A 15,753-nucleotide genomic window follows, 5' to 3' on the forward strand; every position below is an offset into this window, starting at 1 on the left:
GATCAAATGGTTGCAGCCAATTCTGCCCCCTGGCGAATCGCTCTTTTAGCATCAAGTTCTGACGCCACATCAGCGCCCCCAATTAAATGGGTTTTGATACCTCTGCTCTCTAACCCCGCTTGCAATTCTCGCAGCGGCTCTTGGCCTGCGCACAAAATAATATTATCGACTGCTAATATTTGCGGTTTGTCATTCACATTAATATGTAGTCCGTCAGCGTCAATTTTTACATAGTCAACTCCTGCAATCATTTTTACATGTTTTCTTTGTAAACTTGACCTGTGGATCCAACCCGTTGTTTTACCTAAGCCTTTGCCAACCTTAGTGGTTTTGCGTTGAAGTAAAAAGACCTCTCTAGCAGGCGCCTCAACCTCAGCCTCAGTTAATGCGCCAGAGTCTTTGTAAGCTTTATCAATACCCCAATTTTTTAACCATTGCTCGGGTTGCGTTGTTAACGAATGCTCTTCTATTAAAAATTCAGCCACATCAAAACCAATCCCACCCGCACCAATTATTGCAACCTTTTTGCCTACTGCTTTATTGTCTCTAAGTACATCCAGATAGGTCATGACCTTAGGATGTTCTATGCCTTCAATATTGACTACTCTTGGTTTGATACCAGTTGCTAGTACCACATGGTCAAAATTAGCATCAGACAATGTCTCTACGTTTTGTTGGTTATCTAAATGAAGATGCACTCCCGTTACTTCTATCCTCTTTTTAAAGTAACGTATAGTCTCATAAAACTCTTCTTTACCAGGGATACGTTTTGCGTAGTTAAACTGCCCGCCAATTTCTGAGCTTTGCTCGAATAAATGTACTTCATGACCACGTTCAGCGGCATAACAACTAAACGCTAATCCCGCTGGACCTGCACCAACTATTGCTAGTTTTTTCTTATGGGTTGTTAGTGGAAAATTTAGCTCTGTTTCGTAGCCTGCTCGAGGATTAACCAAACAACTGGCTCGTTTGCGAGCAAAGGTATGATCTAAACAAGCTTGGTTACATGCAATACACGTATTGATTTCTTCTCCCCGCCCTTGCTGCGCTTTTTGTACAAAGTTTTCGTCAGCCAAAAATGGTCTCGCCATCGAGACCATATCTGCTTGCCCAGTGGCGAGTATTTTTTCAGCAATATCGGGAGTGTTAATTCTATTAGTTGCAATTAGAGGTACACTGACTTCACTTTTAAGGCGTTCAGTTACCCAACTAAATGCCCCTCTAGGCACCATAGTACCAATAGTGGGTACCCTCGCCTCATGCCAACCTATACCGGTATTGATTAATGTTGCACCACAGCTCTCAATCAATTTGGCAAGAGCAACGACCTCATCCCAATTACTGCCTCCCTCGACCAAATCCAGCATAGATAACCGGAAAATAATGATAAAATCAGCACCTACTTTTTGCCTAACGGCATTGACTATTTCAACTGCAATTCGCGAGCGATTTTCAAAACTACCGCCCCACTCGTCGTCTCGATGATTAGTGCGTGAACATAAAAATTGATTTATGAAATAGCCCTCTGAACCCATAATTTCTACACCGTCATATCCCGCTTGTTTCGCCATATATGCACAATTTGCGTAGTCATTGATAGTGTTGGTGATACCTCTTTTCGAAAGTGCTTTGGGTTTAAATGGGGTAATAGGTGATTTAATAGCAGATGGAGCAACTATAAATGGATGGTAGCCGTAGCGACCTGAATGAAGTATTTGAAGACAAATTTTACTTTGATGCTGATGTACCGCTTGAGTAATCACTTGATGTTCTTTGGCGTGTTTTTTATTGCTCATGCGAGCCGCAAAAGGCAATAGCCATCCTTGTCGATTGGGACTTACACCACCTGTAACTATCAGTCCTACCCCACCCGCCGCTCGGGCTGCATAAAACGCTGCTAATTTCTCTAGTCCATGCTTTTCTTCTTCTAAACCAATGTGCATAGACCCCATTAAGACACGGTTAGGTAACTTACAAAAACCTAGATCTAAGGGCTCAAATAAATTGGGATAATAAGAGTTTGTAGTCATATTGAGATAGCTTCTTGATTTTGAATACTGTGTCCAGTCTATCTCAAAATTTTTACCTTTAGATGAAAAAGTTACAAAGAATTACATTTGAAAATGTTCAGCACGACCTTTTTTAGATAGGATGCTGTTTTATTTTGTAACTAGTGTGTATACCTATTATGTCTTCACGAACAAGTTGGACGAAGTCGCTGTTTATTGGTTTATGGAACGCCCTCAATTTTAGCCGAAAACTATTCTTCAACATCATTTTCATTGTTATTTTTATTGCCTTTATTTCAATATTTTTTAAGGACAACAATAAAATAACAGTACCAAGCAATTCAGCCTTAGTGCTTAAGTTAGTGGGTAACTTGGTGATAGAGAAAGAAGGGGTCGATCCTTTCACTGAGTTTATGCAAGAAGCATTTGAGCAAGAGGATGATAATCCAGAAGTATTGCTTCAAGATGTGTTGCTTACCATCGAAAATGCTAAACAAGATCGTCGCATTAAAGCGCTAGTATTAGACTTGCACGGACTAGGCAGTGCTGGTTTAGATAAACTAGAACAAATTGCTGTTGCATTAGAAGATTTTAAGGCTAGTGAAAAGCCTATTTATGCGATCGGTGATTACTTTAGCCAAAACCAATATTACCTTGCAAGTCGGGCAGATCACCTGTACCTCAACCCTATGGGTTTCATGATGTTTGAGGGTTATGGTCGGTTTGGGATGTATTTCAAATCAGCAATTGAAAAATTGAAAGCCGAAACACACGTTTTCAAAGTCGGGACCTACAAATCGGCTGTAGAACCCTACATTCGTGATGATATGTCAGACGCAGCAAAAGAAGCCAACAAAGCTTGGCTAACGGCGATGTGGACACAATACAAAACAAGTGTGGCTGCCGCCCGTGGTTTAGATGTAAACCATTTTGACGAAGAACTCGATGTGTTCTTAGAAAAATTTGAACAATCAGGAGGAGACTTTGCCCAGTACGCTTTAGATTTTGGGTGGGTTGATGCTCTTAAAACTCGCGAACAAGCGCTGCAAGAAGTGGTTGCAGTGGTAGGTAAAGATGAGAGTGGTAAAGGATTTAATGCGATTAGTTATAAAAGTTACCTGAATATCATCAAGCCGGTGTTACCTAATTTGACTAACAACTTGGACAAAGTGGCGATTGTAGTTGCTAAAGGTACTATATTAAACGGCACCAAAAAACCAGGCCAAATTGGTGGTGACAGTACTGCAGAGTTGTTGCGTAAAGCGCGTTATGACAAAAGTGTAAAATCGGTAGTTTTATATGTTGATTCTCCCGGTGGCAGTGCGTTTGCTTCTGAAATCATTCGTCAGGAAGTGGAAAACCTGCAAGCAATAGGAAAACCGGTGGTGGCAGTAATGAGCACTTATGCCGCATCAGGAGGCTACTGGATTTCTGCTGGTGCAGATAAAATACTTGCAGCGCCAAGTACTATCACAGGTTCAATTGGTATATTCGGTATGTTTTTGACATTTGAAAATACTTTAGATTATTTGGGAGTGCATACCGACGGCGTAGGTACGACTGAATTTGCAGGTATGGGCATTACTAAATCTCTTGATCCCAAAGTTGCCGCCATTATGCAACGAGGCATAGAGCATGGTTATGACCAATTTATTTCATTGGTTGCAGATAAACGCGAGATGAGCAAAGAGCAAGTCGATGAAATTGCCCAAGGACGTGTATGGATTGGCGATACTGCGCTGGAATTAGGTTTAGTGGATGAATTAGGGTATCTAGAGGATGGCGTTAAAGCTGCTGCTGAGTTAGCAAATCTAGAGACTTACGATACTCAATACATCCAAAGAACCTTAACCAAAAACGAATTATTCTGGAAAGAACTATTCCAAAGTGCTTCTGTTTCATTTAAAGGAGCTTTTGAAATTGAAAAATCTGGCACGATTATGGGGCTTGTCAAAGAAATAACGGCTGACATAGAGGCCGTTTCAAAATTAAATGATCCTAAAGGTGTTTACGCTTATTGCCTAGCATGTGAGATGTAAGCGACCAAACTCAATAGTCATGCCCCAATCATTACCAAATTGATTGGGGCAGTTTATATACTAGTCTTCAATAGACCTTTTACTTGTCTTTTTTCAACGCTTCTAACAATTGTTTATCTAAACTTTGTGCCGACTCTTTTGCTTGAATAGCGTATTTTTCCAAAGCAAAATCCTCTGCTGATTTAGGTTCCCACGTTGGAACTTCGATCGGATAGCCTGCTTCATCACTGGCTACAAACACCATAATACAATGACCGGTTTCGACCATTTTATTTTGTTTAGGATCACCTGCAATAATTGTAATCTGTACATGCATGCTTGTTTTACCTGTGTGTACTATTTTTGCAGTAAGGGTCACCATCTGCCCGACTAGAATGGGTCGAATAAACCGGATACCACCAATAGAGACAGTCACACAATAATGTGCACTCCATTGAGCTGCGCATGCATACCCCGCTTGATCCATCCATTTCATGACAACACCTCCATGTACTTTGCCTCCAAAATTAACATCAGTAGGCTCGGCTAAAAATCGAAAATCTAAAGAACGACGTAGTTGCTGATCTTGCATTGCGATACTCAAAAGGATTGGCTTTAGCTGATTATTGGTTAAAATGGCTGCATTGTCAGTAACTCTTGTTATTTGTAGAATATTTTTGTCATCCCACACCCAACAATTGATAATTAATAAAGTTGAACATTGTATTGATCACGCTTCTTCATACTTTGGAAAAAACTTTCCATTACCCCAAATAAACTTCAATCAGAGAGGAAAAATAGCAGGTAGTGCTCGGCTGCAATTAAATGAATTACGTTTCAATCCGATACTGCTTTCAGAAAATTTTGATGCCTTTTTAAATGAAGTAGTGCCTCATGAAGTCTGCCATTTGTTGGCCTATCAACTATTTGGAAAAGTGCGCCCCCATGGAAGGGAGTGGCAAAACTTGATGTTGAAACTGTTTGATTTAAGGGGACAAACCTACCACCGAATGGATGTCTCTAGTGTTACGGGACGACATTTTAACTACCATTGTCAATGTGGCAAAGTGAAACTAAGTATTCGCAGACACAATAAAGTTATCAGAGGTCAGCAACAGTACATTTGCCGTAAATGCGCGACTGAGTTAACTTTAGATAACTAAATATTTTAGATGAAAGTTTTAGCAAATATGTGAGTCACTTTAGTTACGTTAGCTTGTTATCACTCAATACTATCCAGCTTTTGGGCTATAAAACTAGGGAAGTTGCCATGTCCGAATTTCAAAAATTGGATGGTGGTTCGAGTTGCCTATCACTGCGCTTTTGAATATTACCCTATCTAGATAAACCGCTCTTATAGGGCAATCAATGTGGTTCTTGTTAATTAAAACCAGCGTTTAGTAAATGCTTTGTCTAACTCGTCAAAGGCAGTTTTCAATAACCTTGCAAGCTCTTTATATTCGGGTTTAGCTTTAGGAGATTGCAATGCACAACCTTGCATCTGCATTTTATGATGAATAGTTAAATACCAACTTTTTAAGGAGGGAGGCAACAACTGCTGTGAACGATGCCCTAACCACAAAATACCTTGAAGAGGCAAAGACAAAAAGAATACTCCGATTGCTAAAGCTTGCGGCAATCTGTCAATACCTTGTAAATTAATCAGTGCGGTTACCGTCAAGACAGCCAGAGCCGGCATAACTTTTATTGAAAATTTTGTAGCGGCAATAACACGACATTCAGGGAATACACCATACAATTGATGTTGCATAGGCCAAGTTTGCATATATTGCTGACCTTCTTTGACCATTGATGTAAAGGTTTGCGGCAATTTAATTACTCCAAAAAACACTCCAATTTATTGTAACGGCTTAAGTGAATTTAAGCTAATACCAAATCGTACTAACAATTGTTCACTTCACTAGTGTAATTTGCTAGCAATAATAAAAGTCTAAGCTGATATATTTAATTACCCACTTCATCGACATATAATATTGTGAACAGTGCCATTGTAAGTGCTTAGCGTACAACGTTGCGCTATATTTGCGATACAAAAACAGCGCTCCACAATTAAGTTCCATATTAGATATTGAAACTACTAGACATGCCCACATGTCTAGCGACAATGAGATAAATGAAATAGGCATCATCTGTGATGTCATTTAAAGAAAATATTTGGAGAGTTAAATGTCTGAAACAAGACACGTTAAGCTACTAATTTTGGGTTCTGGCCCTGCTGGATACGCTGCAGCAGTCTACGCTGCGCGAGCTAACTTAAACCCAGTGTTATTAACTGGTATTCAGCAAGGTGGACAATTAACCACAACTACTGAAGTCGAAAACTGGCCCGGAGATCCAGAAGGATTAACAGGCCCCGATTTAATGGTTCGCATGCAAAAACATGCGGAAAAATTCGATACTGAAATTATCTTTGATCACATAAATAAAACCGATTTATCTAAGCGACCGTTTACCTTAGTTGGTGATCAAGGCACCTATACCTGTGATGCACTAATTATTTGTACTGGTGCCTCTGCAAAATATTTAGGTATGGAGTCTGAAACGGCCTTTATGGGTAAAGGAGTATCGGCATGTGCTACGTGTGACGGATTCTTCTATCGCAATCAAAAAGTCGCAGTAGTAGGTGGTGGTAATACCGCCGTAGAAGAAGCGCTATATTTGTCGAATATTGCATCTGAAGTTCACGTTATTCATAGACGTGATTCTTTTCGTAGCGAAAAAATTCTAGCCGACCGTTTGTTGGAAAAGGCGAAGAATGGCAATGTTACTTTGCATCTAGATCGCCAATTAGATGAGGTTTTGGGAGATGATATGGGTGTAACAGGAATTCGAATCAAAGACACCAAGTCCAATGCCACTGAAGAATTAGATTTAATGGGACTCTTCATTGCAATTGGTCACCAACCTAACACAGGTATATTTGACGGTGAATTAGAGATGAAGGATGGTTATATCAAAGTTCAAAGTGGCACTGAAGGTAATGCTACGCAAACCAGTGTAGAAGGGGTATTCGCCGCTGGTGATGTGAGTGATCATATCTATCGCCAAGCAATTACCTCTGCGGGTACTGGGTGTATGGCAGCGTTGGATGCCGAAAAATTCTTAGACGCACAAGAGTAATAAGTCAATTAGAGAGTTTAATTATAGGGCCTCGACATGAGGCCTTTTTTTATTCACTCATAAGATAACAGACAACAACGATATTTTGATGCTGACCTTAACCAAGCTTGACCAACAACTTTTTTTTCCTCCCACCGATATGGCCCTTACCGATCCTAACGGGCTATTGGCATTTGGTGGGGATTTGACAGCTAAGCGTCTACTCCTAGCTTATTCTTCTGGGATATTTCCATGGTTTAGCGAAAATGAACCTATTATGTGGTGGTCGCCAAATCCGCGCGGCATATTGCCTTTAGATAATTTCAATTGTAGTAAAAGCCTTAAAAAATTTGCCCGAAAATGTCACTACACCATCACTATCAATAAGGCATTTGACCAAGTCATTGATGATTGCGCAAACATCCCCAGAAACGATTCTGGTACTTGGATAACGCAAGACATGCTCAACGCATACAAACACCTGCACCAACTTGGTTATGCTCACTCTGTTGAAGTATGGAACGAGAATATCTTGGTCGGTGGTTTATACGGTATAATAGTCGGCAAAGTTTTTTGCGGAGAGTCTATGTTTCATAAAGCTACCAATGCCTCTAAATTAGCCATGCTATGTTTAGTTAAGCTACTTAAATCTCAGGACGCAGAATTTATTGATTGCCAAATGCAAAATCCTCATCTAGCTAGCTTAGGCTGTGTTGAAGTACCCAGAACCAAATTTTTATCGATGTTAGCCGCTCAAAGTAAACAATTATTTGATGAAGATATTTGGCAACCTCGCGCTATTGATCTCAAGAAGTTGTTATAAACAATGGGCATGAAATTTGGTATTACTCCAGCATTTAAATGCAGCTATTTACCTGAACAAGATGAACAGCTCTTGGTATTCATGAGTGACACGCAACCCACAATGTCTGAATACGACTTTTTAATTGCTGCCGGGTTTAGGCGCAGTGGCACACAAGTGTACCGTCCCCACTGCGGCTCGTGTAACGCTTGTGAGTCTATTCGACTGCCAGTTAATATCTTTTCACCGTCTAAGAGTCAAAAGCGCATCATAAAGCGTAATCAAGACCTGACGATATGTATTAGCAATAGCGACAAGCCAGAGTACTATCCACTGTATGAATCATATATAAACCAACGTCATGATGATGGCAGTATGTACCCAGCAACGATTGAACAATACCAAGGGTTTATTCTCAGTCCTTGGAGCAATGCGTTGTTTGTTGAGATACATGAAAAAGACCAACTTATTGGTGTAGCTGTTACCGATAACCTTGCCACATCACTGTCTGCGTTATACACCTTTTTTAAGCCAGAAGAGCAACATCGTTCATTAGGAAGCTTTGCTATATTGCAACAAATTGAACTTGCTAGGTCACTCAATAAACCCTTCTTATATTTAGGTTATCAAATCGATACCTGTCAAAAAATGAGCTATAAACAGAATTTTTTGCCTCATGAGCGGTTTTTTGACAATAAATGGCAACTAATTACAAAAAAATCAGGGTAAAGCTTTACACTCGGCCCCTTATTGGGCAAAATCTGCGCGGCATTTTTAGACACTTATTTTATTGATTAGAGGTAACAGAGTTAGATGGCGAAAGAAGATTGTATTGAAATGGAAGGCACTGTGTTGGATACCCTTCCAAATACTATGTTTCGTGTTGAATTGGAAAATGGACATGTTGTTACTGCCCATATTTCAGGAAAGATGCGTAAAAACTATATTCGTATTTTAACTGGTGACAAAGTAACTGTAGAACTTACGCCCTATGACCTATCTAAGGGTCGTATCATTTACCGCGCAAGATAATAGACCATAATTTTACTTTTGAGCTAATGAGCTAGTTCTACAAGCTCAAGTTAAAATTTTAAAGATACAAAAAAACCGATATTTTCAATATCGGTTTTTTTATTTGCGGCTAGTACACAGGTATTAATTTAGGTGTTGAGCGCCTCTGGTTTTTCCTTGCTGTCGGTGAAAAACTTGAAAGTTAACTGGTCATTTTTGAGTCCAATTTTCACACTGCCACCTTGGCTCAACTTTCCAAACAGCAGTTCGTGGGCTAATTCCTTTTTAATATGCTGTTGAATAACCCGAGCCATAGGACGTGCTCCCATGTTTTTATCGTAACCTTTAGCGCCTAACCAATCACGAGCTTGATTAGTGACTTCTAGTGACACCCCCTTGTTATCAAGCTGTACTTGTAATTCCACTATAAATTTATCCACTACTTGCAAGATAACGTCTCTATCAAGGTGGTTAAACCATACAATGGCATCCAATCTATTTCTAAATTCAGGTGTGAATATTTTCTTGATTTCTGTCATGGCATCATGACTGTGATCTTGCTGCTTAAATCCTATCGAGGTGCGAATTGTTTCTTGCACACCTGCATTGGTTGTCATCACTAACACAACGTTTCTAAAGTCTACTTTACGGCCGTTATTGTCGGTTAAAGTGCCATGATCCATAACTTGCAACAATATGTTGTAGATATCACTATGCGCTTTTTCTACTTCGTCTAGCAAAATCACTGAATAAGGGTTTTTAATAACAGCGTCAGTTAATAATCCACCTTGATCGAAGCCTACGTACCCAGGAGGAGCACCTATCAAGCGACTCACTGCATGACGTTCCATATATTCAGACATATCAAAACGTAACAACTCTACCCCCATTACTTTAGCAAGCTGAGCGGTCACTTCCGTTTTACCGACACCAGTAGGGCCTGCAAATAAGAAATTACCAATAGGTTTAGTTTCATTACCCAAACCAGAGCGAGACAAGCGGATAGCATCCGTTAAGGTATCTATCGCCTCATCCTGACCAAATACAACTAATTTTAAGTCTCGATCTAAATGTTTCAGAACTTGTTTATCAGAAGCTGACACCGATTTTTCAGGTATGCGGGCTATCTTCGAGATAATGTGTTCTATGTCGCTCACGCCAATTGTCTTTTTACGCCTAGATACAGGCAACAAACGTTGGCTAGCTCCCGCTTCATCAATGACATCAATCGCTTTATCGGGCAAATGGCGCTCGTTAATATATTTAGCTGATAGTTCAGCTGCAGCGCGAATCGCTTTATGGGTAAAACGCACACTGTGATGGTCTTCATAACGAGATTTTAAACCCATCAAAATTTTAGTGGTATCACTTACCGTCGGCTCCATAACATCTACTTTTTGGAAACGGCGCGCTAAAGCACGGTCTTTTTCAAAAATACCTTGGTATTCTTGATAGGTCGTTGACCCCATGCAACGTAATTCACCACTGCTTAATTTAGGTTTAAGCAAATTCGACGCATCCATTACGCCACCTGAAGCAGCACCCGCGCCAATAATGGTATGAATTTCATCAATAAACAAAATTGCGTCCGGGCACTCGGCTAACTCTTTTAATATACCTTTAAGGCGTTTCTCAAAGTCACCTCGGTATTTAGTACCAGCTAACAATGCCCCCATGTCTAATGAATAAACTGTAGCCTGAGCAATCACCTCTGGGACTTCATTATTTACTATTCGATACGCTAAACCTTCGGCGATAGCAGTTTTACCTACGCCAGCCTCCCCTACCAATAAGGGATTATTTTTGCGGCGTCGACATAATATTTGAATACTACGTTCTAATTCACTTTCCCTGCCAATAAGCGGATCGATCTTGCCTTCTTTAGCACTTTGATTAAGATTGGTAGAGTACTTGTCCAACATCGACTCGGCTTCTTCTTGCTCACTGGTTTCACTTTCGCTTTCACTGTGAGCGGGAGAATCATCATCAATTTTAGATACACCGTGAGAAATATAATTGACCACATCTAAACGAGTTACATCAGATTTTTTCAATATGTAAACGGCTTGGGATTCTTGCTCACTAAAAATTGCCACTAAAACATTGGCACCAGTGACTTCTTCTTTACCTGATGATTGCACATGAAAAACGGCTCTTTGCAAAACACGTTGAAAACCGAGAGTTGGCTGAGTTTCTCGCTCATTACCTTGTTCGTCTAACAATAGCGGAGTGGTGTCTTTCACAAAATCAGTAAGTTCTTGTTTGATTAACTCAATATTGGCTCCACAAGCCTTTAATGCATCTTTCGCTGCATTATTATCAAGTAAGGCAAGTAAAAGATGCTCAACAGTCATAAATTCATGACGATGCTCTCTGGCAAAAATAAACGCTTCGTTAAGCGTCTGCTCTAGATCTTTATTTAACATTAAAATGCCCTCTGACTACTAGCCTATTCGAAGATTGTACGTTTCTCAAACCAAACATCACGCTTGCTCCATGGTACACATGAGTGGATGTTGGTGTTCTTTTGCATAGCGACTAACTTGCATTACCTTGGTTTCTGCAATCTCTGCAGTATATATGCCACAAACCGCTCGCCCATGATAGTGCACTGTAAGCATTATTTGTTGCGCCTTTTCACCATTCAAATTAAAAAACCGCATCAGCACATCAATTACAAAATCCATTGGTGTGTAATCATCATTATTCAATAACACTTTGTACATAGGTGGTGGCGTAGCTTTCTTCTTTACCGCATCAGTGTGTTTCTGACGCTCGATATCGATAGTATTATCTTTACTCATAATTCACTTATTTAGCCCAAAAATTTTAAGATAATTCCAATTAATGCAACGATTACCTATGTTACAGCAATCTTATAATTTTAACGAAATATCAAATTCACCTTGACAAAAACAGGTTAAAAAACCTACATTTTAATTTGACGGTTGTATTGCGTTGTTAACTCGTCTAGCCCTAGACATTAGTGTGGGGGCAAAGTTGTATAAGTTCAAGGGATTAAAAGGAAGCAGAAGTATGGCAGTCGGCAAAGTAAAATGGTTCAATAATGCAAAAGGTTTTGGCTTTATTGTTCCCGATGATGGTGGTGAAGACATCTTCGCACATTATTCAACGATACAAATGGAGGGCTACCGCTCTCTTAAAGCAGGTCAAGAAGTTAAATATGAAGTGCAACAAGGCCCAAAGGGATTGCATGCAGAGAATATTGATTTCAAAGGTGAACCTGAAAGATAAATTATTATCTGGATTATAAAAAAGCAGACATCAAGTCTGCTTTTTTGTTGCTAATGACTTTTAGCTTAAGTCTTGCCCCCCAACGGGGGCAACAATTAGCTAGCAGCTAGTAATTCATTTAATGTCGCACTTGGGCACATTGCTTGAGTTAATAACGCGTCATCTGGGTAATAATAACCGCCAATATCAACAGCTTTACCTTGTGTCGCATCTATTTCTGCCATGATTTTGCTTTCATTTGCAGATAACGAATCGAATAAAGGTTTAAATTTGGTTGCCAATTCTTGATCACTTGTCTGATTAGCTACGGCTTCTGCCCAATACAAAGCCAAGTAAAAGTGACTACCTCTATTATCTAATTGACCTGCTTTACGTAAAGGTGATTTACCTTCTGTCAGAAGTTTCTCCGTCGCTTGGTCTAAAGCTACGGCTAACACTTTTGCTTTAGCATTATCAGTCTTCTCGGCTAGGTCTTCTAAAGAGACAGCCAAGGCCAAAAATTCGCCAAGTGAATCCCAGCGTAAGTGCCCTTCTTCAACAAATTGCTGAACGTGCTTAGGTGCAGAACCACCAGCCCCTGTTTCGAACAAACCACCACCGGCCATAAGAGGAACTATTGACAACATCTTGGCGCTCGTACCTAACTCTAGAATTGGAAACAAATCAGTTAAGTAATCTCGCAATACATTACCTGTAACAGAGATTGTATCTAAGCCACGAATCGCTCTTTCCATTGAGTAACGCATTGCTCGAACCGGCGACATTATAGAGATATCAAGTCCTTCGGTATCGTGCTCTTTTAAGTATTCATTTACTTTCAAAATCATTTGAGCATCATGAGCTCTTTCATCATCTAACCAAAAGACCGTTGGCATACCTGATTGACGTGCTCTATTAACCGCCAACTTCACCCAATCGCGAATAGGTGCATCCTTGGCTTGGCACATTCTCCAAATATCACCTTCTTCGACAGCATGTTCGATTAACACAGTACCATCTTGATCAACAACCTGAACTTTACCGTCCCCTGTCATCTCAAAAGTTTTATCGTGAGAACCATATTCTTCAGCTTTCTGAGCCATCAATCCTACATTAGGTACCGTCCCCATAGTGGTTGGGTCAAAGGCTCCATGAGTCTTACAGAAATTGATAGTTTCTTGATAAATAGTGGCATAAGTACTTTCCGGGATAACCGCTTTAGTATCGTGCAACTTGCCATCTGGCCCCCACATTTGACCAGAACTTCTGATCATTGCTGGCATAGAAGCATCAACGATAACATCACTAGGTACATGAAGATTAGAAATTCCCTTATCTGAATTAACCATAGCAATTGGAGGACGGTCAGCGTAACAAGCATTGATATCGTGTTCGATTTCAGCTCTTTGAGACTGAGGAAGAGAGGCAATTTTGTCGTATACACTGCCTAAGCCGTTATTAGGATTTACGCCTAGTTCATCAAACAAAGTTTGGTATTTATCAAAAAGCTTTTTGTAGAAAACCTTAACACAATGACCAAATACAATAGGATGAGACACTTTCATCATGGTCGCTTTTACATGCAACGAGAATAACACCCCAGTATTTTTAGCATCTTCGATTTGTTCTTCGAAAAATTCGCACAATGCTTTTTTACTCATGCACATGCCATCGATGACTTCACCAGCTAATAAATCTATTTTTGGTTTTAATACTGTGACATTCCCAGACTTGTCGGTGAATTCGATATTCACATAACCTGCTTTAGCTACAGTGACAGATTTTTCGCCAGAGTAAAAATCACCTTTACGCATATGCGCAACATGGGTTTGTGAAGCTTGACTCCACTCTCCCATTGAATGTGGATGACGCTTAGCATAGTTTTTAACCGCAGCTGGCGCGCGGCGATCGGAGTTACCTTCGCGTAATACTGGATTTACAGCGCTACCTAGTACTTTGCCATAACGAGCCAAAATATCTTTTTCCGAGTCTGTCTGCGCTTCTTCTGGAAACTCAGGTAAATCAAATCCTTTACCTTTTAATTCTTTAATGGCTGCTTTTAACTGAGGGATCGAAGCACTTACATTAGGTAACTTAATGATGTTAGTTGAAGCTTCTTGAGTCAATGCACCTAATTCAGCTAAAGCATCGGGCACTTGTTGGTCAGCAGGAAGAAGATCGCTGAATACTGACAAGATACGTGCGGCTAGTGAAATATCACTTAATTCAACCTCAATTCCAGCGCTTGAAGTAAAGCTGCGAATGATGGGAAGCAGTGAATAAGTAGCAAGTGCCGGCGCTTCGTCCGTTTTAGTATAGATAATCTTTGACTTGGAAATCGTCATTATAAGCCTCATGTTGATGGCAAAACACCGACGATCCATCATTCACGGGTTTAAAAAACTCGCAAAGTCACTGCATGGATTGGTGTTTTGTACCGAATTAAAAAAATGTCTAATCTTGCCCTATTATAAACAGACAGCGCCAAGACAGTCAGTAAATAATATATGGGCGATTTAATTAACTTCAAGTTTTGCTTGCATATTATATTCTGTAAATCACAATTAAAGCTAATTATGTTCATCAATTTATGGAGTTACACAGTAGTGTAAGTATGCGAAATAAACCTGTATCTCGACCTAAAACTAACACAACTAAGACGGCCTCAGAAAATCATTTTTCCAAATCACGTGTTGTATTGTTCAATAAGCCTTTTAATGTATTAACACAATTTACTGATCAAGCAGGCAGACAAACTCTCAAAGACTTCGTTCCCATACCAGAAGTTTACGCCGCTGGTCGCTTAGACAAAGATAGCGAAGGTCTGTTGATTCTCACTAATGATGGAAAACTACAAAACAAACTTGCCTCACCCAAGTTTAAAACACCCAAAACTTATTGGGTGCAAGTAGAAGGTATTCCGCATCAAGAGAATTTGGAAAAGTTACGTAAAGGAGTAATGCTAAAGGACGGTATGACCCTGCCCGCCGAAATTAAATTGATGGATGAGCCAGAAATATGGGATCGCATACCTCCCGTGCGCTTTCGCCAAAACAAACCTACCAGTTGGCTGGCTATTACTATCTATGAAGGCAGAAATCGTCAAGTAAGACGAATGACAGCACATATTGGATTTCCTACTCTAAGGTTAATTCGTTATCGAATAGGAAATTGGACGATTGACGGAATTGAAAATGGAAAATATTCAGAGGTTTAACCAGCCTCACATTTCATCAGGGCTTTAGTCAAATTCAACGTATATACAGTATTCAGTAACATTCACACAAAAGTTATGACTTTACATACCTAAGTATCACCTCGTAGATTTTTTAATCAATTCAAATGGTTTTTAATGACTCCATCGACACGCAGCAATATCTGCGAAATAACAATAAACTAAACTCGAGGAACTTAACCATGTTGAAAATAGTTAAAACTTCTATCGCTATCGCTACTATCTCTTTATTCACTGCGGGCAACGCACAAGCTGATGTTGGCGAAGCTTTACAAAATATCTGTACTATCGTTAAAGCCGATGATAAAGGTGAACTACGTAAAA

At 39.9% G+C, this 15,753-nt stretch carries 14 protein-coding genes and 1 pseudogene; 9 read left to right on the top strand and 6 right to left on the bottom strand.

Annotated features, from left to right (window positions below; genetic code table 11):
• Nucleotides 1-2: 2 nt before the first annotated feature.
• Nucleotides 3-2,030 (bottom strand): NADPH-dependent 2,4-dienoyl-CoA reductase, encoded by a 2,028-nt coding sequence (locus tag KO534_RS01160; protein WP_215926319.1) that lies wholly within the window; start codon nucleotides 2,028-2,030, stop codon nucleotides 3-5.
• A 158-nt stretch (nucleotides 2,031-2,188) separates the two neighbouring features.
• Here KO534_RS01160 and sppA point away from each other — a divergent pair, with 158 nt between their 5' ends.
• Nucleotides 2,189-4,048 (top strand): signal peptide peptidase SppA, encoded by a 1,860-nt coding sequence (sppA, locus tag KO534_RS01165; protein WP_215926321.1) that lies wholly within the window; start codon nucleotides 2,189-2,191, stop codon nucleotides 4,046-4,048.
• A gap of 79 nt (nucleotides 4,049-4,127) precedes the next feature.
• Here the strand turns inward: sppA and KO534_RS01170 are convergent, their stop codons facing one another.
• On the bottom strand, nucleotides 4,128-4,619 hold the full coding sequence (locus KO534_RS01170; RefSeq protein WP_215926323.1) for an acyl-CoA thioesterase: 492 nt from the start codon (nucleotides 4,617-4,619) through the stop codon (nucleotides 4,128-4,130).
• A gap of 85 nt (nucleotides 4,620-4,704) precedes the next feature.
• On the opposite strand from KO534_RS01170, the gene KO534_RS01175 reads away from it, so the two are divergent.
• The gene (locus tag KO534_RS01175; RefSeq protein WP_252731876.1) at nucleotides 4,705-5,190 is read left to right on the top strand and encodes a SprT family zinc-dependent metalloprotease; all 486 of its coding nucleotides are present in this window, start codon (nucleotides 4,705-4,707) and stop codon (nucleotides 5,188-5,190) included.
• 221 nt (nucleotides 5,191-5,411) lie between these two features.
• On the opposite strand, the gene yfbV is transcribed toward KO534_RS01175, so the two are convergent.
• Nucleotides 5,412-5,858 carry a terminus macrodomain insulation protein YfbV gene (yfbV, locus tag KO534_RS01180; protein ID WP_215926327.1) on the bottom strand — a complete coding sequence of 149 codons (447 nt, stop codon included), beginning with the start codon at nucleotides 5,856-5,858 and terminating at the stop codon, nucleotides 5,412-5,414.
• 356 nt (nucleotides 5,859-6,214) lie between these two features.
• Here yfbV and trxB point away from each other — a divergent pair, with 356 nt between their 5' ends.
• The 4 genes from trxB to infA all read left to right on the top strand — a co-directional run bounded on the left by trxB (nucleotide 6,215) and on the right by infA (nucleotide 8,981).
• Complete coding sequence (gene trxB, locus KO534_RS01185) at nucleotides 6,215-7,168, top strand: thioredoxin-disulfide reductase (RefSeq protein ID WP_215926329.1); 954 nt, start codon at nucleotides 6,215-6,217, stop codon at nucleotides 7,166-7,168.
• An 88-nt stretch (nucleotides 7,169-7,256) separates the two neighbouring features.
• Complete coding sequence (gene aat / locus KO534_RS01190) at nucleotides 7,257-7,970, top strand: leucyl/phenylalanyl-tRNA--protein transferase (protein ID WP_215926331.1); 714 nt, start codon at nucleotides 7,257-7,259, stop codon at nucleotides 7,968-7,970.
• A 9-nt stretch (nucleotides 7,971-7,979) separates the two neighbouring features.
• Nucleotides 7,980-8,678, top strand: coding sequence for an arginyltransferase (locus tag KO534_RS01195; protein ID WP_215926333.1), 699 nt, complete (start codon nucleotides 7,980-7,982; stop codon nucleotides 8,676-8,678).
• 84 nt (nucleotides 8,679-8,762) lie between these two features.
• Nucleotides 8,763-8,981: a translation initiation factor IF-1 gene (gene infA, locus KO534_RS01200; RefSeq protein ID WP_007618153.1), complete on the top strand. Its 219-nt coding sequence runs from the start codon at nucleotides 8,763-8,765 to the stop codon at nucleotides 8,979-8,981.
• Between the two features lie 128 nt (nucleotides 8,982-9,109).
• Here the strand turns inward: infA and clpA are convergent, their stop codons facing one another.
• Nucleotides 9,110-11,386: an ATP-dependent Clp protease ATP-binding subunit ClpA gene (clpA, locus tag KO534_RS01205; protein ID WP_215926335.1), complete on the bottom strand. Its 2,277-nt coding sequence runs from the start codon at nucleotides 11,384-11,386 to the stop codon at nucleotides 9,110-9,112.
• A 57-nt stretch (nucleotides 11,387-11,443) separates the two neighbouring features.
• A complete protein-coding gene (gene clpS / locus KO534_RS01210) occupies nucleotides 11,444-11,764 on the bottom strand; it encodes an ATP-dependent Clp protease adapter ClpS (RefSeq protein WP_215926337.1) in 321 nt (106 codons plus the stop codon).
• A 232-nt stretch (nucleotides 11,765-11,996) separates the two neighbouring features.
• Here clpS and cspD point away from each other — a divergent pair, with 232 nt between their 5' ends.
• Complete coding sequence (cspD, locus tag KO534_RS01215; protein WP_007619891.1) at nucleotides 11,997-12,215, top strand: cold shock domain-containing protein CspD; 219 nt, start codon at nucleotides 11,997-11,999, stop codon at nucleotides 12,213-12,215.
• Between the two features lie 95 nt (nucleotides 12,216-12,310).
• Here cspD and KO534_RS01220 read toward each other — a convergent pair whose 3' ends face one another.
• Nucleotides 12,311-14,539 carry an NADP-dependent isocitrate dehydrogenase gene (locus KO534_RS01220; protein ID WP_215926339.1) on the bottom strand — a complete coding sequence of 743 codons (2,229 nt, stop codon included), beginning with the start codon at nucleotides 14,537-14,539 and terminating at the stop codon, nucleotides 12,311-12,313.
• Nucleotides 14,540-14,808: 269 nt separating this feature from the next.
• Here KO534_RS01220 and KO534_RS01225 point away from each other — a divergent pair, with 269 nt between their 5' ends.
• Both KO534_RS01225 and KO534_RS23825 read left to right on the top strand, forming a co-directional pair.
• Complete coding sequence (locus KO534_RS01225; RefSeq protein ID WP_215926341.1) at nucleotides 14,809-15,411, top strand: pseudouridine synthase; 603 nt, start codon at nucleotides 14,809-14,811, stop codon at nucleotides 15,409-15,411.
• A gap of 200 nt (nucleotides 15,412-15,611) precedes the next feature.
• Nucleotides 15,612-15,753: pseudogene (locus tag KO534_RS23825) on the top strand (DUF3718 domain-containing protein); the annotation flags it as partial.

This window comes from Paraglaciecola arctica, from assembly GCF_018861065.1.
Lineage (GTDB): Bacteria > Pseudomonadota > Gammaproteobacteria > Enterobacterales > Alteromonadaceae > Paraglaciecola > Paraglaciecola arctica_B.

Excerpts from the sequence above, each read along its gene's own strand:
- KO534_RS01160 (WP_215926319.1), bottom strand. The coding sequence starts at position 2,030 with ATGACTACAAACTCTTATTATCCCAATTTATTTGAGCCCTTAGATCTA.
- sppA (WP_215926321.1), top strand. The coding sequence starts at position 2,189 with ATGTCTTCACGAACAAGTTGGACGAAGTCGCTGTTTATTGGTTTATGG.
- KO534_RS01170 (WP_215926323.1), bottom strand. The coding sequence starts at position 4,619 with ATGCAAGATCAGCAACTACGTCGTTCTTTAGATTTTCGATTTTTAGCC.
- trxB (WP_215926329.1), top strand. The coding sequence starts at position 6,215 with ATGTCTGAAACAAGACACGTTAAGCTACTAATTTTGGGTTCTGGCCCT.
- aat (WP_215926331.1), top strand. The coding sequence starts at position 7,257 with ATGCTGACCTTAACCAAGCTTGACCAACAACTTTTTTTTCCTCCCACC.
- KO534_RS01195 (WP_215926333.1), top strand. The coding sequence starts at position 7,980 with ATGAAATTTGGTATTACTCCAGCATTTAAATGCAGCTATTTACCTGAA.
- infA (WP_007618153.1), top strand. The coding sequence starts at position 8,763 with ATGGCGAAAGAAGATTGTATTGAAATGGAAGGCACTGTGTTGGATACC.
- clpA (WP_215926335.1), bottom strand. The coding sequence starts at position 11,386 with ATGTTAAATAAAGATCTAGAGCAGACGCTTAACGAAGCGTTTATTTTT.
- clpS (WP_215926337.1), bottom strand. The coding sequence starts at position 11,764 with ATGAGTAAAGATAATACTATCGATATCGAGCGTCAGAAACACACTGAT.
- cspD (WP_007619891.1), top strand. The coding sequence starts at position 11,997 with ATGGCAGTCGGCAAAGTAAAATGGTTCAATAATGCAAAAGGTTTTGGC.
- KO534_RS01220 (WP_215926339.1), bottom strand. The coding sequence starts at position 14,539 with ATGACGATTTCCAAGTCAAAGATTATCTATACTAAAACGGACGAAGCG.
- KO534_RS01225 (WP_215926341.1), top strand. The coding sequence starts at position 14,809 with ATGCGAAATAAACCTGTATCTCGACCTAAAACTAACACAACTAAGACG.